This is a genomic window from Pontixanthobacter aquaemixtae (assembly GCF_009827395.1).
Lineage (GTDB): Bacteria > Pseudomonadota > Alphaproteobacteria > Sphingomonadales > Sphingomonadaceae > Pontixanthobacter > Pontixanthobacter aquaemixtae.
The window spans coordinates 1,012,723-1,035,467 of sequence record NZ_WTYX01000001.1 but is presented as its reverse complement, the minus strand read 5'-3'; the positions used below and the strand labels follow the sequence as shown (position 1 = coordinate 1,035,467).

Annotated in this window: 25 protein-coding genes; 13 read left to right on the top strand and 12 right to left on the bottom strand. The window is 57.3% G+C overall.

Going from position 1 to position 22,745, the window contains the following annotated elements; genetic code table 11:
- Positions 1-4: 4 nt before the first annotated feature.
- Positions 5-2,011 carry an RNA polymerase sigma factor RpoD gene (gene rpoD, locus GRI41_RS04995; RefSeq protein ID WP_160603646.1) on the top strand — a complete coding sequence of 669 codons (2,007 nt, stop codon included), beginning with the start codon at positions 5-7 and terminating at the stop codon, positions 2,009-2,011.
- Between the two features lie 76 nt (positions 2,012-2,087).
- Here rpoD and GRI41_RS04990 read toward each other — a convergent pair whose 3' ends face one another.
- On the bottom strand, positions 2,088-3,773 hold the full coding sequence (locus tag GRI41_RS04990) for a M20/M25/M40 family metallo-hydrolase (RefSeq protein ID WP_160603645.1): 1,686 nt from the start codon (positions 3,771-3,773) through the stop codon (positions 2,088-2,090).
- A gap of 151 nt (positions 3,774-3,924) precedes the next feature.
- Here GRI41_RS04990 and rpiB point away from each other — a divergent pair, with 151 nt between their 5' ends.
- The 6 genes from rpiB (at position 3,925) to GRI41_RS04960 (ending at position 7,408) form a co-directional block, all read left to right on the top strand.
- The gene (gene rpiB, locus GRI41_RS04985) at positions 3,925-4,374 is read left to right on the top strand and encodes a ribose 5-phosphate isomerase B (RefSeq protein ID WP_160603644.1); all 450 of its coding nucleotides are present in this window, start codon (positions 3,925-3,927) and stop codon (positions 4,372-4,374) included.
- Positions 4,375-4,398: 24 nt separating this feature from the next.
- Entirely contained in the window at positions 4,399-5,709 is a 1,311-nt protein-coding gene (gene glyA, locus GRI41_RS04980) for a serine hydroxymethyltransferase (RefSeq protein ID WP_160603643.1), read from the top strand.
- A gap of 1 nt (position 5,710) precedes the next feature.
- Positions 5,711-5,920, top strand: coding sequence for a hypothetical protein (locus GRI41_RS04975; RefSeq protein WP_160603642.1), 210 nt, complete (start codon positions 5,711-5,713; stop codon positions 5,918-5,920).
- The gene (gene nrdR, locus GRI41_RS04970; RefSeq protein WP_160603641.1) at positions 5,921-6,391 is read left to right on the top strand and encodes a transcriptional regulator NrdR; all 471 of its coding nucleotides are present in this window, start codon (positions 5,921-5,923) and stop codon (positions 6,389-6,391) included.
- Complete coding sequence (locus tag GRI41_RS04965; RefSeq protein ID WP_160603640.1) at positions 6,381-7,100, top strand: RNA methyltransferase; 720 nt, start codon at positions 6,381-6,383, stop codon at positions 7,098-7,100. The genes nrdR and GRI41_RS04965 overlap by 11 nt, the downstream gene beginning before the upstream one ends.
- A 152-nt stretch (positions 7,101-7,252) precedes the next feature.
- Positions 7,253-7,408 (top strand): hypothetical protein, encoded by a 156-nt coding sequence (locus GRI41_RS04960; protein WP_160603639.1) that lies wholly within the window; start codon positions 7,253-7,255, stop codon positions 7,406-7,408.
- A gap of 24 nt (positions 7,409-7,432) precedes the next feature.
- On the opposite strand, the gene GRI41_RS04955 is transcribed toward GRI41_RS04960, so the two are convergent.
- Positions 7,433-7,744, bottom strand: coding sequence for a chorismate mutase (locus tag GRI41_RS04955; protein ID WP_160603638.1), 312 nt, complete (start codon positions 7,742-7,744; stop codon positions 7,433-7,435).
- Positions 7,745-7,959: 215 nt separating this feature from the next.
- Here GRI41_RS04955 and rpsD point away from each other — a divergent pair, with 215 nt between their 5' ends.
- A complete protein-coding gene (rpsD, locus tag GRI41_RS04950) occupies positions 7,960-8,574 on the top strand; it encodes a 30S ribosomal protein S4 (protein WP_160603637.1) in 615 nt (204 codons plus the stop codon).
- A 71-nt stretch (positions 8,575-8,645) separates the two neighbouring features.
- Here rpsD and GRI41_RS04945 read toward each other — a convergent pair whose 3' ends face one another.
- The 9 genes from GRI41_RS04945 to GRI41_RS04905 all read right to left on the bottom strand — a co-directional run bounded on the left by GRI41_RS04945 (position 8,646) and on the right by GRI41_RS04905 (position 17,260).
- Entirely contained in the window at positions 8,646-10,631 is a 1,986-nt protein-coding gene (locus GRI41_RS04945) for an alpha/beta hydrolase family protein (RefSeq protein ID WP_160603636.1), read from the bottom strand.
- 116 nt (positions 10,632-10,747) lie between these two features.
- Positions 10,748-11,899: a tRNA guanosine(34) transglycosylase Tgt gene (tgt, locus tag GRI41_RS04940; protein ID WP_160603635.1), complete on the bottom strand. Its 1,152-nt coding sequence runs from the start codon at positions 11,897-11,899 to the stop codon at positions 10,748-10,750.
- A gap of 18 nt (positions 11,900-11,917) precedes the next feature.
- The gene (locus GRI41_RS04935) at positions 11,918-12,685 is read right to left on the bottom strand and encodes an ABC transporter permease (protein ID WP_160603634.1); all 768 of its coding nucleotides are present in this window, start codon (positions 12,683-12,685) and stop codon (positions 11,918-11,920) included.
- Positions 12,682-13,629, bottom strand: coding sequence for an ABC transporter ATP-binding protein (locus GRI41_RS04930; RefSeq protein ID WP_160603633.1), 948 nt, complete (start codon positions 13,627-13,629; stop codon positions 12,682-12,684). Before GRI41_RS04930 ends, GRI41_RS04935 begins: the two co-directional genes overlap by 4 nt.
- A 46-nt stretch (positions 13,630-13,675) precedes the next feature.
- Positions 13,676-14,704, bottom strand: a complete 1,029-nt coding sequence (queA, locus tag GRI41_RS04925; RefSeq protein WP_160603632.1) for a tRNA preQ1(34) S-adenosylmethionine ribosyltransferase-isomerase QueA — start codon at positions 14,702-14,704, stop codon at positions 13,676-13,678.
- Positions 14,705-14,785: 81 nt separating this feature from the next.
- Positions 14,786-15,493, bottom strand: coding sequence for a peptidylprolyl isomerase (locus GRI41_RS04920; protein ID WP_160603631.1), 708 nt, complete (start codon positions 15,491-15,493; stop codon positions 14,786-14,788).
- A 96-nt stretch (positions 15,494-15,589) separates the two neighbouring features.
- Complete coding sequence (gene coaD / locus GRI41_RS04915; RefSeq protein ID WP_160603630.1) at positions 15,590-16,102, bottom strand: pantetheine-phosphate adenylyltransferase; 513 nt, start codon at positions 16,100-16,102, stop codon at positions 15,590-15,592.
- A complete protein-coding gene (locus GRI41_RS04910; protein WP_202388661.1) occupies positions 16,099-17,025 on the bottom strand; it encodes a polyprenyl synthetase family protein in 927 nt (308 codons plus the stop codon). The genes coaD and GRI41_RS04910 overlap by 4 nt, the downstream gene beginning before the upstream one ends.
- On the bottom strand, positions 17,009-17,260 hold the full coding sequence (locus tag GRI41_RS04905) for an exodeoxyribonuclease VII small subunit (protein ID WP_160603629.1): 252 nt from the start codon (positions 17,258-17,260) through the stop codon (positions 17,009-17,011). The genes GRI41_RS04910 and GRI41_RS04905 overlap by 17 nt, the downstream gene beginning before the upstream one ends.
- A 63-nt stretch (positions 17,261-17,323) precedes the next feature.
- On the opposite strand from GRI41_RS04905, the gene GRI41_RS04900 reads away from it, so the two are divergent.
- Genes GRI41_RS04900 through GRI41_RS04885 form a run of 4 tightly spaced genes read left to right on the top strand, consistent with a single transcriptional unit; the run spans position 17,324 to position 21,132 of the window.
- A complete protein-coding gene (locus GRI41_RS04900; protein ID WP_160603628.1) occupies positions 17,324-17,725 on the top strand; it encodes a DUF2177 family protein in 402 nt (133 codons plus the stop codon).
- A gap of 28 nt (positions 17,726-17,753) precedes the next feature.
- Positions 17,754-18,434, top strand: coding sequence for a hypothetical protein (locus tag GRI41_RS04895; RefSeq protein WP_160603627.1), 681 nt, complete (start codon positions 17,754-17,756; stop codon positions 18,432-18,434).
- 9 nt (positions 18,435-18,443) lie between these two features.
- Positions 18,444-20,777, top strand: a complete 2,334-nt coding sequence (purL, locus tag GRI41_RS04890; RefSeq protein ID WP_160603626.1) for a phosphoribosylformylglycinamidine synthase subunit PurL — start codon at positions 18,444-18,446, stop codon at positions 20,775-20,777.
- A 19-nt stretch (positions 20,778-20,796) separates the two neighbouring features.
- Positions 20,797-21,132 (top strand): DUF6122 family protein, encoded by a 336-nt coding sequence (locus GRI41_RS04885; RefSeq protein WP_160603625.1) that lies wholly within the window; start codon positions 20,797-20,799, stop codon positions 21,130-21,132.
- On the opposite strand, the gene GRI41_RS04880 is transcribed toward GRI41_RS04885, so the two are convergent.
- Positions 21,129-21,935 carry a Coq4 family protein gene (locus tag GRI41_RS04880; RefSeq protein WP_160603624.1) on the bottom strand — a complete coding sequence of 269 codons (807 nt, stop codon included), beginning with the start codon at positions 21,933-21,935 and terminating at the stop codon, positions 21,129-21,131. The two genes, GRI41_RS04885 and GRI41_RS04880, sit on opposite strands and share 4 nt — an antisense overlap.
- A gap of 116 nt (positions 21,936-22,051) precedes the next feature.
- Between GRI41_RS04880 and GRI41_RS04875 the strand changes: the two genes are divergently transcribed.
- The gene (locus GRI41_RS04875) at positions 22,052-22,738 is read left to right on the top strand and encodes a nitroreductase family protein (protein ID WP_160603623.1); all 687 of its coding nucleotides are present in this window, start codon (positions 22,052-22,054) and stop codon (positions 22,736-22,738) included.
- Positions 22,739-22,745: the final 7 nt, after the last annotated feature.

Here is a 22,745-nt window from a genome sequence, read left to right as displayed (position 1 = left end):
GTTTATGGCCTCCAAAGCTAAAGCTAACAAAGAAGACGCACCGCTGTTCGACATGAACGAAGCTTCTGTGAAGAAGCTGATGACCAAGGCGAAGCGCAAGGGCTACATTACGATGGACGAGCTCAATGAAGCTCTGCCACAGGATCAGATGAACACCGATCAGATTGAAGACGTGATGTCGGCGATTTCTGAGATGGGCGTCAACATCGTCGAGAATGACGAGGAAGCCGAAGCCAAGAAGGCAGAAGCGGCTGAAGTCGAAGAAATGAGCGTCGGCAAGGATGGTAAAGAGGCGAAGAAGCCCGCTGCCCCCGCCAAGAAAGCCGCAACCGGTGATCGTACTGACGATCCGGTGCGTATGTATTTGCGCGAAATGGGCGCGGTGGAATTGCTCAGCCGCGAAGGCGAGATCGCGATTGCCAAGCGTATCGAAGCTGGCCGTGACACGATGATTATCGGCCTGTGCGAAAGCCCGATCACTTTCCACGCGATCATCCACTGGTCCGAAGCGCTCAACAATGAAGAGATGCAGCTTCGCGAAATCCTCGATCTTGATGCGATGCTGTCAAAAGAGCCTCCCGTCGACAAGATGGAAGAGGAAAACGAAGACGATGACGGCGAAATTTCGGAAGAAACCGCCGGCGTCGATATCCGCGATGACGATGATTCCGACGAAGAGACGGACGAAGACGAAGACGGCGAAGAGGGTTCTTCCAAGAAAGACGACGATGATGACGAGGACAACACCTTGTCACTTGCGCAGATGGAAGCGACGCTAAAACCGGACGCCATCGAAACTTTCGCGCGCATCACCAAGTTGTTCAAGAAGTTCGAAAAGATGCAGGCCGACCGCGTTGAAACGCTCGGCAATGGTCAGGATTTCCCGCCCGCGAAAGAAAAGAAATACGAACAGATGCGCGAAGACCTCACCGCGCAGGTCGAAAGCGTGCAGTTCCACGCGACCAAGATCGAGTTTCTGGTCGACAATCTCTATGCCTTTAACCGCCGCCTGACCGCGCTGGGCGGCCAGATGCTGCGTCTGGCAGAGCGCCACAAGGTCAAACGTATCGACTTCCTCGAAGCCTATATCGGTAACGAGCTTGACGACAATTGGATGGCGGACCGGGTCAAGAAGGACAAAAAATGGGCCGCCTTCGCCGAGAAGGAAGCCGATGCGGTTGACCGTATCCGCACCGAAATCGCCGATATCGCCAGCCAGACCGGCATGAGCCTGCCCGAATTCCGCCGCATCGTGAACATGGTGCAAAAGGGCGAGCGCGAGGCGCGCATCGCGAAGAAGGAAATGGTCGAGGCGAACCTTCGTCTGGTGATTTCCATTGCCAAGAAATATACCAACCGCGGCCTGCAATTCCTTGATCTTATTCAGGAAGGCAACATTGGCCTGATGAAGGCGGTCGACAAGTTTGAATATCGCCGCGGTTACAAATTCAGCACCTACGCCACCTGGTGGATCCGTCAGGCAATCACGCGTTCGATCGCGGACCAGGCGCGCACGATCCGTATTCCGGTCCATATGATCGAAACGATCAACAAGCTTGTCCGGACAAGCCGCCAATTCCTGCACGAGCAAGGGCGTGAGCCTACGCCGGAGGAAATGGCAGAGCGTCTCTCCATGCCGCTTGAGAAGGTGCGCAAAGTGATGAAAATCGCCAAGGAGCCGATCAGCCTCGAAACGCCGATTGGTGACGAGGAAGATTCGCATCTGGGCGATTTCATCGAGGACAAGAACGCGATCATCCCTGTGGATGCGGCGATTCAGGCGAACCTCAAGGAAACCGTCACCCGCGTCCTCGCCTCGCTTACCCCACGCGAAGAACGCGTGCTGCGTATGCGCTTCGGTATCGGGATGAACACCGATCACACGCTGGAGGAAGTCGGCCAGCAGTTCAGCGTGACTCGCGAACGTATCCGTCAAATCGAAGCGAAAGCACTACGCAAGCTGAAGCACCCGTCGCGGAGCCGGAAAATGCGGAGTTTTCTGGATCAGTGATCCTCCAACTGGAGGTCACTTTGTCAGAATTTCAGAGGTTAGGCGAACGGCGTCACAAAGTTCTAGTGAATCGCCACTAACCTTTCATCGACTCATAGGCCGCTACCGTATCCGCGACCGGATCGAACCTGACCCATAGCGCAATCGCTGCTGCCAGAACCAGGCAAACGCCCGCCAGCGTAAACGCCCGCTTCCGGTCGACTGACGGAACGAGCAGGCCCAGCACTGGCAGCAACATCACCGCCAACAGCGCAACGACAGAGGGTAGATCGGGCCCAACACCCTGCATCAGCTGATGCCCGTATTGCAGAACAAAGCCGAACAGCAGCGCGCTCGGGATCACTTTGCCTATCACTGACCATATCCCCGTCAGGTGATGCGACAAAACGCTTGCGATACCTCCCAAAAGCAGCGGCCAAACCAGAATATAAGAGGTCGTCGGCAGGAATATTTGCAAGCCGAGTGCGACCAGCACACCGATGATGCTTGCTCGTTTTCCGGTCCAGAGCGGCGCGGTTGCCGCGAGTATGGCCACGCATATCAGCAGCGCTTGCGCTTCTAGCCTCGGAATGGCCGCAAGCCGGTCATAGTAGTTCGCCCCACCCGCACCGGCGCCCGAGAGCCAATTGAACGCGAATAACAGCGCGCCGCCACCTACGATCACAAGTGCCGACGCACCAATCCCGCGAAGAATTCCCGCCGGATTTTGGTTCAACCGCAAGCAATAGAGATTCAGCGCCGCTACCCCGCCCAGCAATAGCCAACCAGCCGATGTGCCATAGGAAATCAGCATCAGCCCGAAGGCGTCGAAGAATGTCCGGTTTTCGCTGCGCTCTGGCAGAGATTCCGCTCCGGCCAATGCGCGGGTCAAAGCAAGTGTCTGGTCACCCATATCCTGCAACGCCCCCTGATCGAGATTTTCCGGCGTCGCCATGGGCGAATGATACAGTCCTGACCGCCCAATGAAGGCGAAATTATAGGACACGTAATCGCGCTCCAGCGCAGGGGTCAGGTCGGTATCGTTTGGTAGATTTTCATAGACAAATGCTGACAGCGAGGAGCCCGCAGGCCGCCCAACCGCGTCAGCATAGATTTGCACCGCTGCGCTATTGCCTGCCGATGTCTGGAACAGCGTTGTTCGCCCTCCTGCACCGCGCGCTTCCAGATTGATCAGCGCACCGATCCGGTCGCTCAAAGGATTGCTGGCAAAAAACTGCCGCGCGCCCAACAGGCCCAGTTCTTCGCCGTCGGTTATCAGCACCACAATATCGCGCTTTGGCGTGCCGATGGCATTAATCGCGCGCAGCGTTTCCAGAATACTCGCCACGCCTGCGGTATCATCCGATGCGCCGGGCGATGCCCACACGGTGTCATGATGCGCCATCAGCGCCACTGCCGGAAGATCGCGATCTGTCCCGGGCAGAATGCCGATTATGTTCGTCAGAGTTAGCGCCTCAGGCTTCATCCCGCTCCAGGCTTCGAAACGATCAAGATATTGGTCCTCAACCTCGCCTTCAGTGGTGCTGACCTCCAGCCCCAACGCATTCAGCCGCTCGATTATATACCCACGCACCAGCGCGTTTTCTTCCGATCCCGTTGGGTGCGGAGCGCGGGCGATGATCCGCACATCCTCCATCGCGCGCGCCGCGGAGAACGTTTCGAGGTCGCTGTCAGCCGGGGCCGGCGAAGGCGGCGTAGTGCCAATAACTGCCAGCAGAGTTCCCAGCACAACCACCGCAATCAACGCAGCATATTTCTTCATCGCGATCCCTCATTCCAAGCAAGCGTGATGCCTGCTGGAGTGCTTGCCGTCAAACAACCCTTTCCATGGGGATGATTGCCGATACGCGGTGGCGTCTCAGGCGCGAAGTGCCTATGGCGCACATACCGATTCCATAACACGGGATGGACCCATGAAAATCGCCATCGCTTCAGACCACGCCGCAACCGATCTCAAAGCCGAATTGCGCGACTGGTTGACCGAGGAAGGGCACGATGTTGCCGATCTTGGTCCCGAGCGTGGCGAAAGCGTCGACTATCCCGATTACGGTTATAAGCTCGCAGCCGCAGTTGCTGATGGAACTGCCGAACGCGGCATCGCACTATGCGGTTCGGGAATTGGCATTTCTATCGCTGCCAACCGCAATCCTGCCGTGCGCTGCGCACTAGTATCAGAGCCGCTTTCCGCCGCTCTCTCGCGCGAGCACAACGATGCAAATTGTATTGCGATGGGTGCGCGCCTGACGGGTATTGAAATGGCCAAGGCTTGCGTCACTGCTTTCCTGACGACCGAATTTGCTGGCGCCAATGACCCTGAAAGCCGCCACCAGCGCCGCGCCAACAAACTTTCCGATCCCCAATAATCCAATTTTGCAGAGAATTTCCCGATGAGTACTGCACCCGCAAACGATTCCGACATTATGAACCGCTTCTGGCAAGATGATCTCGCCACTGCCGATCCCGATATTGCTGCGGCAATCGACAGCGAACTGGCCCGCCAACGCAACAAGATCGAGCTGATCGCGAGCGAGAATATCGCCAGCAAGGCCGTGCTCGAAGCAGCAGGCAGCGTGTTCACCAACAAATACGCAGAGGGGTATCCGGGCAAACGCTATTACGGCGGCTGTGACTATGCCGATGTGGTTGAAACACTCGCAATCGATCGTGCGAAGCAACTGTTCGGCTGCGAATTTGCCAATGTTCAACCCAATAGCGGCTCGCAAATGAACCAGGCGGTGTTCCTTGCTTTGCTGGAGCCGGGTGACACTTTCATGGGGCTTGATCTCAATTCGGGCGGCCACCTGACGCATGGTTCGCCGGTCAATATGTCAGGCAAGTGGTTCAATCCGGTTGCCTATGGCGTGCGCAAAGATGACGAGATCATCGACATGGACGAGGTCATGGCGTCTGCAAAAGAGCACAAGCCAAAGCTGATCATCGCCGGTGGAACCGCCTATTCACGCATCTGGGATTGGGCCGCTTTTCGCGAAGTAGCGGATGAAGTCGGCGCCTATCTGATGGTGGATATGAGCCACATTTCGGGCCTCGTTGCCGGCGGCGCGCACCCCTCCCCCTTCCCGCATGCGCATGTTGTTACAACAACCACGCATAAGAGCCTGCGCGGCCCGCGTTCGGGTGTAATCCTTTGGAATGACGAGGAATTCACAAAGCCGCTCAACATGGCGGTGTTCCCGGGGCTGCAGGGCGGCCCGTTGATGCATATCGTAGCGGCCAAGGCTGTTGCCTTCCGCGAGGCGCTGCGTCCAGAATTCAAAACCTATGCCACAAGCGTGGTGGAAAACGCACGCGCGCTTGCTGCCAGCCTTGAAGAACATGGCCTGCGCATCGTTTCGGGTGGGACCGACAACCATTCCATGCTCGTTGATCTGACCGCAAAGGACGTGACCGGCAAATCAGCCGAAAAAGGCCTCGATCGTGCGTGGCTGACCTGTAACAAGAACGGCATCCCGTTCGACACACGCAGCCCCTTCGTGACCAGCGGCGTCCGGCTTGGCACGCCGGCTGGCACCACACGCGGCTTTGGCCCGGCAGAATTCCGCACAGTCGGTAAACTTATATCCGAGGTGGTTGACGGTTTGTCGAAAAATGGCCCCGAAGGCGACGCGCAGATCGAAGAGTCTGTTCGCACCCGCGTCGAAGAGCTATGTAAAACATTCCCTGTTTACCCTGGAATGTAAGATGCAAGAAAAGAAGAACGATCTCCTCGAAGACGCCAAGGAAGAATTTGCCGGAATGGCCAAAGGCGGAATGCAGCATCCTGCCACCAAGCCTGTACTTAAAGGTGCAGCAGTCGGTGCCGCAGCGGGTTTCTTGCTCCCCGGGCTTAGTGTCGCGATCGGCGCGGTCGCGGGTGCTGGCTTCATGTTTTACGACCGGATCAGAAAATAGATGCGCTGCCCATTCTGCGCGCATGAGGACAGCCAGGTAAAAGACAGCCGCCCGACAGAGGACAATTCCTCTATCCGCAGGCGGCGCCAATGTTCCAGCTGCGGTGCGCGATTTACCACATTCGAACGCGTTCAATTGCGCGATGTGACCATTGTCAAATCGGGCGATCGCAGGGAAGCTTTCGACCGGACCAAGCTTGAAAACTCGGTCACTCTGGCCTGCCGCAAGCGCGATGTTGCGCAGGAGCGGATTGATCAGTTGGTATCGGGTATACAGCGGCAGGTCGAAACCGCCGGCGAGAGTGAAATTCCTTCGGCCAAACTGGGTGAGATGGTGATGGACGGCCTGCGCCAGATCGACAGCGTCGCCTATATCCGCTTCGCCAGTGTCTATCGCGACTTTAACGAGGCGCGCGATTTTGAAGAGTTCGCCAGTTCCGTGCAGGAAGTCGCCGAAACTGATGACGAGTGAAACGCCAATTATCGTTCTGGTCCGGCCGCAGCTGGGCGAGAATATTGGCAAATGCGCGCGCGCCATGCTCAATTTCGGATTGACCGAATTGCGGATGGTGGCGCCGCGAGACGGGTGGCCGAACCCGAGTGCCGGCCCAGCAGCGGCGGGCGCTGACAGCGTGCTCGATCAAGCAAAGATATACGATACCACTGCCGAGGCGGTGGCCGATTGCTCGCATGTTTACGCAACCACGGTGCGCCTTCGCGAAGATACCAAGCGGGTAGTCACACCGGAGGAAGCAGCGACCGAGGTTTTCAACCAGGCCGGACGGAGCGCGTTTCTGTTCGGACGAGAGGCATCGGGCCTCGATGTACAGGATGTGGCGATGGCAAATGCCATTCTGACGGTGCCCATCAATCCGGAATTCGGATCGCTCAACCTTGCCCAGGCGGTGATTTTGTGCGCTTACGAATGGTCCAAGACGCAATCGCTCAGCCAGCCAACGTTAACCGAACAGCTCCCTCCCGCCCCGCAGCAGGATCTCGATGGGTTGATCGGCCATCTGGAAGCGATGCTGGAGCCAAAGGGTTATTTCCTGCCCGACAGCCGCGCCGACGCAACGCGCCGTACCTTGCGCAATGTTCTTACAAAACCGGGCTGGAATCACTTGGAAGTGCGAACTCTGCGCGGCGTACTGAGCACACTTGCCAAACGCGACAGGAAATAGCCGAGTTGACCTCGACACAGCGTTTGGTTGGAGTTAAACATCTGCGCCACAACATAAATCCCCTGGTCACGAACAGTTTAAGAGAATCTACAATGCGCCTTGCAGTAACGTCCGCAATTGTCTTGGCTTCCGTTGCATTGGCAACACCGACAATGGCTACTGAGCCCAAACCTGCCGAAACCGCCAAAGAAGAAGAGGCGAAAGAGCCGAAAAAGATCTGCAAACGTGTGCAGTCGATGGGCAGCCGCCGCGGCGAACGTATCTGCATGACCCGCGAAGAATGGCGCGAATATAACCGCGGCAATTAAGCCGGCGGAATTGCAGACCGCAATTTAACCGCGGGTCTGGTCCCATTCGTCAAATTCGTATGCGATCGACGCCTCTACCAACCGATCCCAAATCTGGGCGATTTCTTTCGAAGGAAGCCCTGCATCTTCAGCAGCTTGCGCGGCAGCTTTGATAACCGAGGCCTTGCGATCTTCGTCGCGGACCGACGCCCTGTCCGGCTTGATCCGCGCCGCCGCGCGCATATAGCCAAATCGCGTTTCAAGCAGCTTGACCAGCTGCCGGTCGGTCTCATCAACGCCGGCGCGCACGTCCACCATGGTGGTACAATCTTCAGGGCTTTTTACAGTCTTGGTCATCGCCGCGCGCTCTGGCCTGTGAAGCGCCATTTGTCGAGAACAGATTTGGTTGACGCGGCGGAGAATCCTGCTATTCGCGCGCCTTCGCAATTTGGTTCCGCACCCCGGTGAAGCGGAAACCGCACCAGGCAGTTCGGTCTGGTGGAGCGATACCGGGTTAAAGCGTCAGCGCTCCAGCGTTTGGAGAGGCGGCGATTGTAAATTGGAGAAGCGTAATGTCGAAGCGTAAAGCCTCGAAGCATAAACTTGACCGCCGGATGGGCGAAAACATCTGGGGTCGCCCCAACAGCCCGGTAAACAAGCGTTCCTATGGCCCCGGCCAACATGGCCAACGCCGCAAGAGCAAAGTCAGCGACTTTGGCCTGCAGCTTCGCGCGAAGCAGAAGCTCAAGGGCTATTACGGTGACGTGACCGAGAAACAGTTCCGCAGCACATATAAAGAAGCGAACAAGCTGAAAGGCGACACCGGCCAGAACCTGATCGGTCTGCTCGAACGCCGCCTCGATATGATCGTATACCGCGCCAAATTTGCGCCAACGATCTTTGCTGCACGCCAGATCGTGTCACATGGCCATATCCGTGTGAACGGCGTCAAATGTAACGTCGCAAGCCGTCGCTGTGATGTTGGTGACGTGATCAGCCTGGGTGACAAAGCCAAGGAAATGGCGCTAGTTATCGAGGCCCAAAGCCTGCCAGAGCGCGAAATTCCTGACTACATCGCGCCAGACGGCAACGACAAAGTCACATACAACCGCGTACCTAAGCTGGACGAAGTTCCTTATCCGGTGACGATGGAACCAAATCTGGTTGTCGAATTCTATTCGCGCTAAATTTTGGTATCACGAATTTTCAAAAGGGCGGTCCCGCGGGGCCGCCCTTTTTCGTTGCCGCTCCACAAGACTTAGTTGGCCATATTGGTCGACAGGAACGTGTCGATCTCTTTGAGCATTTCGTATCGGACCTTCGTGGCATCCAGACTATGCGCGACATTCTCGAACTCGATATACTTCACGGCTTTGTCCGCATCTTCCAACCGGTCATGCATGACTCGTGACTGGTTAACATCGACATTGAGGTCGAGATCGCCATGGACCAGAAGAACCGGCGACTTGAATGCGTCAATATTCCTGCCGGGGCTGCCCGCGCGCACGTGATCGCCGCGCCCGATAAAGGAATCGACCAGCCTGCCTGACGTGTAACGCATCGACTCGCTGCGCAATTGCTCCAGATCTGTCACCGGCGCGATGGCGACCACGGCCTTGTAAAGCGACGCATCGAGAACTTGTGACTGCAGCGCGGCGTAACCGCCATAGGACCAACCGACAATTGCCAGCTTGTCCGGATCAGCAATGCCTTGCGACACCATCCAGCGCCCCGCACCATTCACGTCTCCGATCGCGGTTTGCCAGGCCTGGAAACCGTTCTTGCCAAACCAGTCGCTTCCGTAGCCGGACGATCCGCGATAATTCGGTTGCAGCACGGCATAACCCCGAGCCGCAAAGAATTGCACCAGCCAGTCAAAGCCCCATTCGTCGCGGCTGCTTGGACCGCCATGGGGCAAAACAATTGTCGGCAAGTTCTTGCCGTCGCTGCCGGGCGGTAGCGTAAGATAACCTGGCACTTCCACGCCATCTGAAGCCGGGAAAGTGACTGGTTTCATTTCGCTAAGAGTGCGCCCATCCATATGGTTGCGAAGCGGCAATAGCGGCTCCAATCGCCGCGAGCCTTTGTCATACAGATATGTCATTCCCGGATCGGTATCGCTCGATGCCACGATCATCAGTATGTTTTCGTCGGAACTCGCGCCGATAATCGTAATCAAGGGTTTGCCCGGGAGCGCCTGCCGCAATCCATCGGACAAAGTCTTCAGTTCCGTATCGATATAAGCGTTCTCACGCCGCTCCGTGGCATAGCTCGCGCCGACAACCCGGCGGTCGCGGCCAATCCTGATCAACCGATCGACATCGGCATCTTCGCGGGACAAGAGCAATGAGGGCTCGCCGCCCTCTTCCAGGGGGATCGTGTAAAGCGCCTCATATCCATTGTGACTGGCAAAAGCGTAAGCAATGTTCTCTGCCGAATTGATCGCGACGGGATAAAGACCGCTATAGGTCTGGCTGTCGACTTCGATTCTAGACAACAGTTCCCAAGACCGCGAATCCGGTTTTCGGAAATAGAATAGCCGCCTGTCGGAAAGCATCCCGCCAACGGCGTCAGGCTGCCTAACTTTCATCCGTACACGCCCGTCTTCGTCTGCAATGTAAGCCACTGCATTCTCATCCGGTCTTTCCAGTTTCGAACGGCGCCCGGACACAACGTCAACCTCGTCTACTCCCAGCCCTTCTTCCTCATTGGCAAGACGGGTATTGATGCTGACTTCCTTAATCCATTGGCGGGTCATCAGGATCTTGTCCTGCTCCCCCTCAAGGTCGAGCGCGATAATGTCGCCGCCATTTTGACGGAAACCGAGAGCGCGGGACGAAGTGCGCTGCGTGAGCAATTTGGCTTCGCTCCCATCAGCACCGATCGCCAATAGTCGGGAAAAACTGACCGGAGTGCTTCCATCCTTCAATATGCCCGCCACCTCGCATACGAAGCGCGTTTCTGTCGCCCAATCGCATTCCGTCAGCTCCGCGTTTTCCTCGCTGAACTGGATGATCGGCTTTGGTTCGGCATTGCCGTTCAGATCGACAATGAACACCGCCTCTGTAGAGTGTCCGGCAGGAGCGATATAGGCAATCTGGTTTCCCGAGGGAGACAGGCTGATATCGAGAATGGCCTCTCGCATGCCAAATACTGTTGCGGTTTCTTCAAGCGTTTCGGCCTGAGCAATCGGTGCGACAAGCGCGCCACCCAATAAAAATGACGTAAGTAGCCGCTTCCGCATCGTAGTCCCCCATGTAAGAAGCCACTGAACATACGGGAAAATTGTCAAAAGACTAGAGCAGTTTCTCCGGACAAAAAAATTGTTCGGACTGCGTCACTTCTCGTAAAGAGACCGATCTACCCGGGAGGAGATTCTTCGAGATAATTGCGCCTGAAGTCGCGCGCCCATTCAGCAAACCGCCCCTCGCCAATGGCGTCGCGCATCGCCTGCATCAGTTGTTGGTAGAAGGCGATATTGTGCTCGGTCATCAACATCGCGCCGAGGATCTCTTTCGACTTCACCAGATGGTGCAGATAGGCGCGGCTGTATTTGCTGCAGGCGTCGCATGAACAGCGTTCGTCAATAGGCCCCGTATCCTCGGCAAAGCGGGCATTGCGCAAATTGATCGGCCCATTCCATGTGAATGCTTGCCCGTTCCGGCCTGATCGACTTGGCAATACGCAATCGAACATATCGACCCCGCTTTCGACCGCGCCGACAAGATCATCGGGTTTGCCAACCCCCATCAAGTAGCGGGGCTTATCCTTCGGAAGCTGGCCGGGCGCAAATTCCAGCGTGGCGAACATCGCTTCCTGCCCCTCGCCCACTGCGAGCCCGCCTATCGCATAACCGTCAAACCCGATATCGATCAGCGCATCGGCGCTGCGTTTGCGCAATTCTTCATCCAGAGCGCCCTGCTGGATGCCGAACAAGGCTGACCGCGCGGCGTGTTCTTCACCGCTGTCAAATCCGTCGCGGCTTCGCTTGGCCCAGCGCATGCTCATTTCCATAGAGCTTGCGATCACATCGCGGGGTTGATCCGCGCGAGGGCACTCATCAAAGGCCATCACGATATCAGAGCCGAGCAAACGCTGGATTTCCATCGAACGTTCCGGCGTCAGCATGTGCCGGGAACCATCGAGATGGCTGCGAAATTCCACACCTTCCTCGGTGAGCTTTCGCAGCTCCGACAAGCTCATGACCTGATACCCGCCGCTATCGGTCAGGATCGGGCGATCCCAATTCATGAACTTGTGCAAACCGCCCAGCTTCGCAACCCGCTCTGCACCGGGGCGCAGCATCAGGTGGTAGGTATTGCCGAGAATGATATCGGCGCCCGTTGCGCGCACGGTCTCCGGCTTCATCGCTTTCACGGTGGCAGCGGTCCCCACGGGCATAAAGGCAGGCGTACGGATCTCGCCACGCTGCATCTGGATCGTGCCCATACGGGCTTTGCCGTCGGTCGCGGCGATCTCGAATGCAAATCGGGGCTTGGGCTGCTCACTCATAAGTCAGAGCATTTAGCATCACTCGCGCAGCCGCCAACCCGTCTTGAAGATAAACGCAATCACCGCGACGCAGATGGCCAAGAAGCCGAGGGTTAGACCGAGCGAAATACCAATCGAAACATCCGCCTCGCCGTAGAACGTCCAGCGCAGGCCGCTAACCAGGAACGCAATCGGATTTGCGAGCGCGATTTTGTCCCATGGGTCGGGCAGCATGTCGAGTGAATAGAATGTGCCGCCAAGGAACGTCAGCGGTGTCAGGATCAGCATCGGGATGATCCCCAGCTTCTCGAAATTGTCGGCCCAGATACCGAGGATAAAGCCAAACAGGCTGAAGCTCGAGGCGACCAGCATAATATAGAGCATCGCCCAAAGCGGGTGCGCGATGGTGTAGTCGACAAACAATGTCGCCGTGCCGAGGATAATCGCCGCAAGGATCAGACTTTTGGTAGCGGCGGCGCCGACAAAACCGACCAGCGTTTCAGCAACACCGACCGGCGCGGATAGCAGTTCGTAGATCGTCCCCGTAAAGCGCGGCATATAGATACCGAAGCTGGAATTGCTGGTTGTTTCCCCCAGCAGCGTCAGCATCAGCAGGCCGGGGATTATGAAAGCCTCATAAGGCACGCCGCCGATCGGCTCCATCCGGCTGCCGATGGCGGCCCCGAAGACGATGAAATAGAGCGAAGTCGTAAGCACCGGCGCCAGAACCGATTGGAACGCGGTGCGCAGGAAACGCCACAATTCGCGCTTGTAGATTGACCAGGCGCTGCGGAAGTTGAAGCTCATGCGTCTTCTCCTTCTTTTCGTTCGACTAGGCCGACAAAGATATCCTCTAGCGAAGAATCGCGAATGTCTATCCCGACATAGTCGATCCCTGCTCCTGTCAGCGCCTTGGTCAAATCAGCGACTTCGGCCTTTCCCTTCCCGGTGCCGTCGCCGCCGCGATAGCAAATTTGAATCCCGTCACTTTCCAGCGAGACCGGAAAGCGGGAAATCGCATCTGGCAATTCGGTCATCGGATTGGCGAGATCGATAATTGCCTCTGTCCGTCCCAATCGCGCCATCATCGCCGACTTGTCATCAACCATCAGAATGCGGCCATCGCGGATTATCCCGACGCGATCCGCCATCTCTTCGGCCTCTTCGATGTAGTGGGTTGTCAGAATGATAGTGACGCCGCGCGCGCGCATCGCATCGATTTGCGCCCACATGGTCTTACGCAGCTCGACATCGACCCCTGCTGTCGGCTCGTCCAGAAACAGCAGATCGGGCTCATGCGCCATCGCTTTCGCTATCAACACGCGGCGCTTCATCCCGCCAGAAAGCGCCATGATCTTCTCGTCGCGCTTCTCCCATAGATTGAGCGAGCGCAGCACTTCTTCGATCCGCGCATCATCGGGCGGGAGGCCAAACAGGCCGCGCGAATAGGCAACGGCCTGCTTCACCGGCTCGAACATGTCGGTCGAAAGTTCCTGCGGGACCAGCCCGATCCGCGCGCGCGCGCCGCGCCATTCGGTCGCAAGATCTTTACCAAACGCTACGATCCGCCCCGATGTCGGCCGGACAAGCCCGCACACTGCACCAATCAGCGTTGTCTTGCCTGCACCATTGGGGCCGAGCAGCGCGAAAATCTCGCCCTGCTTGATTTCCAGATCAACTGAATCGAGCGCCTTCACTCCGCCCGAATAGACCTTCGTTAAACCTTCGATTTCGAGAATAGTGTCGCTCATTGCCCCATCTGTGCCGTGCCGGATGAACTTTGCAAGCCTCTTGTCCTCACGGGATCAATAGCGACGAATCTCCGTAGCTGTAAAAGCGATATTTTTGGGCAATCGCATGGGCATAGGCCTCCTGCATCCGCTCGCGTCCCATCAGCGCGCTGACCAGCATCATCAATGTCGATTTGGGCAGGTGGAAATTGGTCATCAAGCCGTCCACCGCACGAAAGCGATGGCCGGGCGTAATGAATATCGAAGTGTCATCTGCAAATGGCTGGATTATGCCATCTTCGTCAGCGGCGCTTTCCAGCAGCCGAAGGCTGGTCGTGCCGACTGCGATAACGCGATTGCCGTTGCGGCGCGCTGCATTGAGCCGGTCGGCGGTCTCCGGTTCGATCCGGCCCCATTCGGCGTGCATCTGGTGGTCGTCCGTGTCGTCGGCCTTGACCGGCAGGAAGGTTCCCGCGCCGACATGCAGCGTCAGCGTTTCGCGCTGCACACCGCGTTCACTCAACGCTTCGAGCAGCTGGGGCGTAAAATGCAGCGCGGCCGTGGGCGCGGCAACCGCCCCGTCTTCCCTGGCGAATATGGTCTGGTAATCGCTTTTGTCGCGTTCGTCAGTCGGCCGTTTTCCGGCGATATATGGCGGAAGAGGCATCCGCCCCGCCCGCTCCAGCAACAGCTCGACAGGCTCTTCGCCTTCGAATTTCAACGTGAAGCTGCCATCCTCATGCCGAGTTTCGGCCAATGCCCTCACCTGCGCGGGAAACTCGACCACATTGCCGATTTTCAACCGTTTCGCATTGCGGACGAAGGCCTGCCACCGGCGCAAATCGATACGCTTGTGCAATGTGGCACCGATCTTGGCTTCACCGCGCCGCCCATCCAATTGCGCGGGGATCACGCGCGTATCGTTGAAGACCAGCACATCGCCTGGTTGCAGGAGCGACGGCAGATCGCTGACAGACTTGTCGGCAAAAGGCTCATCTCCGCACGCGACCAGCATCCGTGCAGAATCGCGCGGTGAAACGGGCCGCAGCGCGATCAGCTCTTGCGGGAGATCAAAGTCAAACAGATCGACTTTCATGAATGTCGATCCGTATCAGAGAATATGTGCCGGGCGACGCGCATGGCGCGCCACTACGCCGCGATTGCGCAAAAGTGAAGCTTACTGCGAAATGGGCGAACTGAGCATATCCGGCGTAATTTCGGTCGTTGTCGGCGCCACCGGCTCTGGAGCCGGCACCGGTAGGTTGTCCGCCGCGATTGACGCTTGCAGGATCTTGGTCGGGTTCGCCGGCGGTTCGCCGCGAACGATGGCATCAACACCGTCCATTCCCGAAATCACACGGCCGAGATTTGTGTATCGCTTGTCGAGCGAAAAGCGCGGATAGAAGGTGATGAAAAACTGGCTGTTCGCGCTGTTTTCCGACTGCGCACGCGCCATCGACACAGTGCCGCGAATATGCGGCATCGGGTTAAATTCTTCATTGAGATCGGGCAGCTGGGAGCCACCTTGGCCGGTCCCGGTCGGATCGCCCGTTTGTGCCATAAAGCCGTCGATCACGCGGTGGAATATGACACCGTTGTAAAAGCCCTGACGCGCGAGAGTTTTGATCCGTTGCACATGGTTGGGCGCCCATTGTTCCATCAACCGCAATTGCACGCGCTTACCGTTCGACAGGTCAAGCACAAGGATATTCTCGCGATCTTCCTGCAGATTGTAATTGATCGGATCAAAACGCCGTGGCGCGGCGGGCGCGGCCTCGGCTGCCTCTGCCGTTTCAACTGCTTCGTCGGCTTCCTGCGCCACAATCGCCGAGGGAGTAAGCGCCAAAGCAGTCAGTGCACCGGCTGCGATCAGTCGTTTGAACATGTGTTTTCCGTGTTTTGGTAAATTGAATGCAAATGCGTCTAGCGACGGTCGGCTGTCACTTCAATGAATGATCGGTTGTATCCACCGCGCACAGGCTCAGTAATCGCCCAAACGCCCGATCGTTTTTACCCGCTCGACGACATCATCGCGCACGGCGCCGCTGACAAAGGGCGTGATATCGCCGCCAAACAGGGCAATTTCCTTGACCAGTTTGGATGCAATCGGTTGCAGCGAAACATCCGCCATCAGAAAGACAGTTTCCACGTCATCATCGAGCTGTTGGTTCATCCCGGCCATCTGATACTCATATTCGAAGTCAGCCACCGCCCTGAGACCGCGAATAATCACATTGGCGCCCATTTTGTCGGCAAATTTGACCAGCAAGGCGTTGAACCCGACGACTTCCACATTGCCAAGATCGAGCGCGGCCACTTCGCGCTCAACCATCGCCAATCGTTCCTCTGTCGAAAACATCGGGTTTTTCGAGGGATTGGTTGTGACACCCAGAACGAGCCGATCGACCAATTTCGCCCCGCGCCTGATAATATCGGCATGGCCCAAAGTGATCGGGTCAAATGTTCCCGGATAAATTCCAACGCGTTCGCTCACCGGTCTCTCTCCACAATATAGCGCGCCAAAGCCCTTAGCAGCGCGGCATCTTCTCCATAGCTCGCCAGATGGCCCACGGCCTGCTCGCTCAGGGCTTTTGCTTGCTCACGCGCGCCCTCTGGCCCCATCAGCGTGACAAAGGTCTGCTTGCCTTGCTCGTCATCCTTGCGCAGCGCCTTGCCAGCCTTTGCTTCATCTCCGTCGTGATCGAGCAGATCGTCAGCAATCTGGAATGCCAAGCCAATATCGCGGGCATAGGCGCGCAAATGCGCCCTGCCCTCTGGCGCGACTTTGCCCAGAATTGCCCCCACTTCGACCGAGGCCGCTAGCAGCGCACCCGTTTTAAGCTGCTGCAGACGGGTTATCGCGTGCAGATCATAATCGGCATCGTCGGCCATCATGTCCATCATCTGGCCGCCCGCCATCCCGTTCATCCCACTCGCTTTGGCAAGCGTCAAAATCAGCTCTGCGCGCGTAAACGGGTCTCCGCTGGTTTCCACGTCGGAGAGTATTTCGAAAGCAAGATCATGCAGCGAATCCCCCGCAAGCACTGCGGTCGCTTCATCGAATTTCTTATGCAGGGTCAGCTTGCCATGCCGCAGATCGTCATCGTCCATGCACGGCAAATCATCGTGGATTAGCGAATAGACATGGATCGCTTCAAGAGCACAGCCGGCGCGGACCGCCACATCGCGATCCACCCCGAACAATTCGGCCGTCGCCACAACCAGCAATGGCCGCACGCGTTTGCCACCACCTATCGCGCCATAGCGCATCGCCTCCACCAAACGCGCCCGCGAATCCGCCGGAACGGGAAGAAATGCATCAAAGGCCGAATCTACTTCACGCTGGATCTGCTTCAGACCGTCAGCAAGAACAGTATCGGGAACCTCGCTAAGCACAGGCTCAGTTTTCGGCGTCAAACGGCACGGTACCGGTCGCTTGTCCGTCCGGGCCTGCAACGATTTTCTCGATCCGCGCCTGCGCTGAATCCAACCTGGCCTGACAATGCTGCCGCAGCTTCTCGCCCTGTTCATACAGGTTGATCGATTCATCGAGCGGAACCTCGCCGCTTTCGAGACGTTTCACTATTTCCTCAAGCGCGGCCAAAGCCTGCTCGAAAGTCATTTGCTTCAAATCGGGTGTGCCCTCGGTCATCCGACAAGCAATGACCAAGCGGCCCTTCGCGGTCAAGTTGACATATCTCGGGAGAGACAAAAAATGCAGTGGATCATAGCCTTCGTCGCGGCTGGCATCGTCTTTGGCGTGCTCGATTTTTTTTGGCTCCGATGGGCCGAACCCAATCTGTACCGTCCGGTAATCGGAGAGATAATGGCGGACAATGTGCGATTGGGAGCGGCAGGGCTTTTTTACATCCTGTATCTTTTCGGAATGGTGTGGTTTGCCATCAAGCCTGGCTTGGAAGCCGGCAGCGCGCCAACCGCATTTGTGAACGGGGCCATTCTTGGCGGGCTATGCTATGCAACTTACGACCTCACCAGTCAGGCGGTGATGAAGGTTTGGGCCACGCATATCTCCATCGCCGATATTCTTTGGGGAGCTTTCGCAACAGCTGTTGCAAGCGGCGTCGCAACATGGGTAACACTGCGCCTCACGACTTAGGATGAGACGATTGGGGGCGTTCGTATAAATGTTCATAGGTCACTGGGCGCCAGCATTCGCCGCAGCTGCGGTCAGCAAGAATGCGCCAAAGCTGGGGACGCTTTTTATCGCAGCACAGCTGGTTGATTGGGGCTTCTTCCTGTTCGCCATCATTGGCGTCGAAAAAATGCGGATCGAACCGGGCATAACCGCGATGAATCCGCTCGATCTTTATCACATGCCATATACGCATAGTTTGGTCGGTACGCTCGGCTGGGCATTGCTGATGCTGGTCGTGCTGCTGTTGATGCGGCGGCAATTCGTAACAGCTAGCCTTGCCGCGCTAGTCGTCGTCTCCCACTGGCTCACCGATCTACTGGTTCACCGCCCCGATTTGACCATCGCGGGCGGAGAAGCGCGTTACGGATTTGGCCTGTGGAACTATCCGGCGGCCGCCATCGCTCTGGAACTTGGAATAACCCTCGCTGCATTCCTGTGGTACATCTCGCGGACCAAGGGCCCGGTGATGCCGCCATGGATGTTGCTGGGCTTCCTGCTGCTGATTCAAGCGATCAACTGGTTCGGGCCGCAGCCCACCGAAGCGGGCCTCCCGCTCTATGGTATGGCGCTGCTCAGTTTCGGCCTTGCTGCATGGATTGCAAAATGGGTGGGGACAACTCGCCGCCATGTGGATGATCGGGGACTAGCAGGAGGCGGTCCACGGCGCTAAACGCGCGCCATGGCGAATCCTTCCGATGTGATCACTCCTGAAGTCGTCGAACAGCACGGCTTTTCTCCCGAAGAATATGAGCAAGTGCTCAAATCGCTCGGCCGCGTCCCCAATATGGTGGAGCTGGGCATTTTTTCGGTGATGTGGTCGGAGCATTGCTCCTACAAATCATCGCGTTTCCATTTGAAGAAACTTCCAACCGAAGCGCCTTGGGTCATTTGCGGCCCCGGGGAAAACGCCGGCGTCATCGATATTGGTGATGGGCAGGCGGCGATCTTCAAGATGGAGAGCCACAACCACCCATCCTATATCGAGCCATATCAGGGCGCGGCCACCGGCGTAGGCGGCATTTTGCGCGATGTGTTCACGATGGGCGCGCGCCCGGTCGCGAATATGAATGCGCTCCGCTTCGGTTCGCCCGATCATCCGAAGATGAAACACCTCGTCAAAGGTGTGGTTGCCGGGATCGGCGGTTACGGCAACTGCGTGGGCGTTCCCACGGTCGGCGGGGAAACCAATTTCCACCCCGCCTATGACGGAAATATCCTCGTCAATGCGATGACCGTAGGCGTCGCGGATACCGACAAGATTTTCTACAGCGCGGCAACCGGCGTGGGCAATCCCATCGTTTATGTCGGCTCCAAAACAGGCCGCGACGGCATTCACGGTGCCACCATGGCCAGCGCGGATTTTGGCGACGATATCGAAGAAAAGCGGCCAACCGTTCAGGTGGGCGATCCCTTTGTCGAGAAGCTGCTGATCGAAGCGTGTCTGGAGCTGATGGCGACCGACGCGATCGTAGCGATTCAGGATATGGGCGCAGCTGGCCTGACGTCTTCCAGCGTCGAAATGGCGACCAATGGCAAAACCGGTATCCGGCTGGATATGAACAAGGTTCCCTGCCGTGAAGAGGCGATGACGCCTTATGAAATGATGCTGAGCGAAAGCCAGGAGCGGATGCTCATGGTGCTCAAGCCCGGCAAAGAAGAAATGGCTGCGGCGATCTTCGAGAAGTGGGAGCTCGACTTCGCGGTCATCGGCGAAGTCACCGATACCCAGCATATGGTGCTCGAATTCGATGGCGAAGTGGTATGCGATATACCGCTGGGACCGCTTGCCTCTGACGCGCCAGAATATGAGCGGCCCTATATCTCGCGCGATGAATACAAGGCATGGGCCGGTATTCCCGCGCTCGACAAGATAGAGCCGAGCGAAGACCATGGCGCAGAGCTGCTGCAATTGCTGGGCACCCCCGCCCTCGCCTCGCGCCGGTGGATCTGGGAGCAATATGACAGCCAGGTTGGCGCGGACACGTTGCAAAAATCGGGCGGCGATGCCTCGGTCGTGCGCGTGCATGGCACCGACAAGGGGCTGGCGATCAGCACCGATTGCAACCCGCGCTATTGCTATGCCGATCCGTTCGAAGGCGGCAAACATGCCGTCGCGGAATCATACCGCAATTTGTGCGCGGTTGGCGCGAAACCGCTTTCGGTTACCAACTGCCTCAATTTCGGCAATCCGCAGCGGCCCGAAATCATGGCGCAATTTGTGGGCTGCGTCGAGGGCATGGGCGAAGCCTGCCGCCAGCTCGACTTCCCCATCGTGAGCGGAAACGTCTCGCTCTATAACGAGAGTAAGGCCACCGGCGGTGGAAGCGCCATCCTGCCCACGCCTGCGATCGGCGGCGTCGGGTTGATGGATGACCACGATGTGATGGCCACCATTGATTTCAAGGAAGAAGGTCAGGCGATAATCGTGCTGGGCGGCTTTACCGATAATGGCGATGTCTTGTGGAACGCCAAGTCGGGCGGCGGCGCAGATCTGGCTGCCATGCGGGCCGATGGAGCGATCGGCGCGATTGGATCGCATTTGGGCCAGTCAACATGGCTGCGCGAAATTCGCGGAAAGGAAGACGGTGCGCCGCCTCCGGTCGATCTGGAGATGGAACGCCGCGTGGGCGAGTTTGTCCGCGATTTGATCGAAAGCTATCGCTGCAACACGGTGCACGACATTTCCGACGGCGGCGCGGCTGTTGCGCTTGCCGAAATGGCCATGGCCAGCGGTATTGGCGCAAGCGTTCATACGCTGGGCGACAGCTTGCTCGATATGTTTGGCGAAGATCAGGCCCGCTACATCATCTGCCTGCCCATCACCGAACGCGAGGAATGGGAAGCGTTTGAGGCCGAGTGCAGCGAAGCAGGCGTCAGCGCCGACTGGATCGGCTTTACCGGCGGCGACAAATTCTCATGGAAAGACGATGAAGATGCAATCCTGTTCGATATTCCGGTCGAGAAACTGCGCGAAGCCAATGACAGCTTCTTCAAGAACTGGATGGAAGATTAAGCCGGCGGCGCATTGCTGAATGGCAGCCGTGCAATTCTTCTTCCACTATGGCGGGCACTTGCTGGTCCCCTTCCTGTTCGCGTGGCTTTTCTGGCGGAACAATTGGGTAAAAGCAGGCCTGCTGATCGCGGCAACGATGGTGATCGATATCGATCACTTGCTTGCTGATCCAGTTTTCGACCCTAACCGCTGCAGCATCGGATTTCACCCGCTGCATAGCTGGTGGGCGGTGCCGGGTTATTGCGCAATGCTGCTTGTTCCGCGGTGGTGGACGCGGGCAATCGGCCTAGGCTGCTTGTGGCATTTGGCGGTCGATGCCGGTGATAGCTTCTTCCAAAGCGCGCAAATGACTTAGGCCGCGCAGCAATCCGCATCCTGGCTTGGCGAATTGCTGGGATCCTGCACCCAGAGCCCTTCTTCCTCGAAAATACGCAAGCATTCGCGGTAAATCACCGGCTCTCCTATACCGAGCCGTTTGCGCGCCGCATCCAGCGGTTCATGCATCAGTTTTTCGACATCTTGATGCGCGAGTTTCGCCGCCGCTTTGCCGAGCCGCTGCCCTTCACGAACCGCTGCAAAGATTGGCGCTTTGCTTCCCGATTCTTTTTTCATCTGGCGCGCGCCGGCATAGGCGATGAAGATCACCCCCGGATTGTGATTTTGTGCATAGCTGAAGCCCAGCAAAGCCAGTTCGCCCAGAGCATCGCGGCCATAACCGGTCAGCACATGAAACAGATCATGCGTGTCGCGAAGCCGCTCGAAATACCATTCATAGAGATCTTCGTGGCGCTGTTCCTTGGGAAGCCACTGATACGATTCCTCTGCCAGACCGGCGGCAGTCAGCCCTTCGCGCTTCATGAAGCGGATATAATTCTGCCCGACACTATCTTCCGCACATTCCGCCCAGTTGGAATGATCATCGAGCATGGTGACAAGATCATTGTCGGCCGCCAGCAATGCGCGGCCATCGGGAGACTGAACAAAATCCGCTGCTTGCTTCGCGGCTTTCTTGCTCTTGAGCGCCTCGATAATATGGAAAACCTGCTCGGTGTCTTCCTTGTCCTCGGTCAGCTTGCGAAAATGTTTCCATGCCTTGAGCGGTTGGAAGCCGACATGCTTGCGATCTGGGTGCTGCAATGGACGTTCGATCGGGGCCATCGGACTTTACTCTTTCGTTGCGGTCAGTCTTGTTCTGCAACTTACTTACATTCTTGTCAATAGTGGCCCAAACTGGGCCCTTTCCAACTCGTCCAATCCATCCGATAAAGTCTCATATGAAACCACATGATTCCGTTCCCTACAGCCTGCCCGACATTTCGAATGAGGAAAGCGTTGCCCGCGCCCGGTCCTTTCGCGACCGCATAGTCCGGCGCCGGACCTGCCGCTATTTCACCGATGATCCCGTTCCGCGCGAAGTGATCGAAGCAGCGATCACCGCTGGCGGAAGCGCGCCCAACGGCGCCAATCATCAGCCATGGCATTTTGCCGTGGTGTCATCGCCGGAAAAGAAAAGGGCGATCCGTGAAGCTGCCGAACAGGAAGAACGCGAATTCTACGGCAAAAAAGGCGAAGGCGCCAAAGCTTCGGACCAGTGGCTTGATGCCCTCTCACCGCTGGGAACTGATGAGGACAAACCCTTTCTGGAAACCGCGCCCTGGCTGATCGTGGTGTTTGCGCAGCGCAAGGGCGGCATCGAAGAGGATGGCAAGACGCAGAATTACTACGTCAACGAAAGCGTTGGTATTGCTTGCGGGATGCTGATCACCACGCTGCACGAGGCAGGCCTTGCAACCTTGACGCACACCCCCTCCCCGATGGGATTTTTGCGCGATATTTGCGGTCGTCCGGCAGAGGAAAAGCCGCTGATGATCGTGGTGGTGGGGAAACCGGCGAAGGATGCCACAGTTCCAACTCACGCCCTGAAGAAAAAACCCCTGGAGCAGATTTCCAGCTGGCTTTAGCCCTGCA

What these genes read in the sequence shown, in the direction of transcription:
- rpoD (WP_160603646.1), top strand. Translation starts at nt 5, where the DNA reads ATGGCCTCCAAAGCTAAAGCTAACAAAGAAGACGCACCGCTGTTCGAC.
- GRI41_RS04990 (WP_160603645.1), bottom strand. Translation starts at nt 3,773, where the DNA reads ATGAAGAAATATGCTGCGTTGATTGCGGTGGTTGTGCTGGGAACTCTG.
- rpiB (WP_160603644.1), top strand. Translation starts at nt 3,925, where the DNA reads ATGAAAATCGCCATCGCTTCAGACCACGCCGCAACCGATCTCAAAGCC.
- glyA (WP_160603643.1), top strand. Translation starts at nt 4,399, where the DNA reads ATGAGTACTGCACCCGCAAACGATTCCGACATTATGAACCGCTTCTGG.
- GRI41_RS04975 (WP_160603642.1), top strand. Translation starts at nt 5,711, where the DNA reads ATGCAAGAAAAGAAGAACGATCTCCTCGAAGACGCCAAGGAAGAATTT.
- nrdR (WP_160603641.1), top strand. Translation starts at nt 5,921, where the DNA reads ATGCGCTGCCCATTCTGCGCGCATGAGGACAGCCAGGTAAAAGACAGC.
- GRI41_RS04965 (WP_160603640.1), top strand. Translation starts at nt 6,381, where the DNA reads ATGACGAGTGAAACGCCAATTATCGTTCTGGTCCGGCCGCAGCTGGGC.
- GRI41_RS04960 (WP_160603639.1), top strand. Translation starts at nt 7,253, where the DNA reads ATGGCTACTGAGCCCAAACCTGCCGAAACCGCCAAAGAAGAAGAGGCG.
- GRI41_RS04955 (WP_160603638.1), bottom strand. Translation starts at nt 7,744, where the DNA reads ATGACCAAGACTGTAAAAAGCCCTGAAGATTGTACCACCATGGTGGAC.
- rpsD (WP_160603637.1), top strand. Translation starts at nt 7,960, where the DNA reads ATGTCGAAGCGTAAAGCCTCGAAGCATAAACTTGACCGCCGGATGGGC.
- GRI41_RS04945 (WP_160603636.1), bottom strand. Translation starts at nt 10,631, where the DNA reads ATGCGGAAGCGGCTACTTACGTCATTTTTATTGGGTGGCGCGCTTGTC.
- tgt (WP_160603635.1), bottom strand. Translation starts at nt 11,899, where the DNA reads ATGAGTGAGCAGCCCAAGCCCCGATTTGCATTCGAGATCGCCGCGACC.
- GRI41_RS04935 (WP_160603634.1), bottom strand. Translation starts at nt 12,685, where the DNA reads ATGAGCTTCAACTTCCGCAGCGCCTGGTCAATCTACAAGCGCGAATTG.
- GRI41_RS04930 (WP_160603633.1), bottom strand. Translation starts at nt 13,629, where the DNA reads ATGAGCGACACTATTCTCGAAATCGAAGGTTTAACGAAGGTCTATTCG.
- queA (WP_160603632.1), bottom strand. Translation starts at nt 14,704, where the DNA reads ATGAAAGTCGATCTGTTTGACTTTGATCTCCCGCAAGAGCTGATCGCG.
- GRI41_RS04920 (WP_160603631.1), bottom strand. Translation starts at nt 15,493, where the DNA reads ATGTTCAAACGACTGATCGCAGCCGGTGCACTGACTGCTTTGGCGCTT.
- GRI41_RS04905 (WP_160603629.1), bottom strand. Translation starts at nt 17,260, where the DNA reads ATGACCGAGGGCACACCCGATTTGAAGCAAATGACTTTCGAGCAGGCT.
- GRI41_RS04900 (WP_160603628.1), top strand. Translation starts at nt 17,324, where the DNA reads ATGCAGTGGATCATAGCCTTCGTCGCGGCTGGCATCGTCTTTGGCGTG.
- GRI41_RS04895 (WP_160603627.1), top strand. Translation starts at nt 17,754, where the DNA reads ATGTTCATAGGTCACTGGGCGCCAGCATTCGCCGCAGCTGCGGTCAGC.
- purL (WP_160603626.1), top strand. Translation starts at nt 18,444, where the DNA reads ATGGCGAATCCTTCCGATGTGATCACTCCTGAAGTCGTCGAACAGCAC.
- GRI41_RS04885 (WP_160603625.1), top strand. Translation starts at nt 20,797, where the DNA reads ATGGCAGCCGTGCAATTCTTCTTCCACTATGGCGGGCACTTGCTGGTC.
- GRI41_RS04880 (WP_160603624.1), bottom strand. Translation starts at nt 21,935, where the DNA reads ATGGCCCCGATCGAACGTCCATTGCAGCACCCAGATCGCAAGCATGTC.
- GRI41_RS04875 (WP_160603623.1), top strand. Translation starts at nt 22,052, where the DNA reads ATGAAACCACATGATTCCGTTCCCTACAGCCTGCCCGACATTTCGAAT.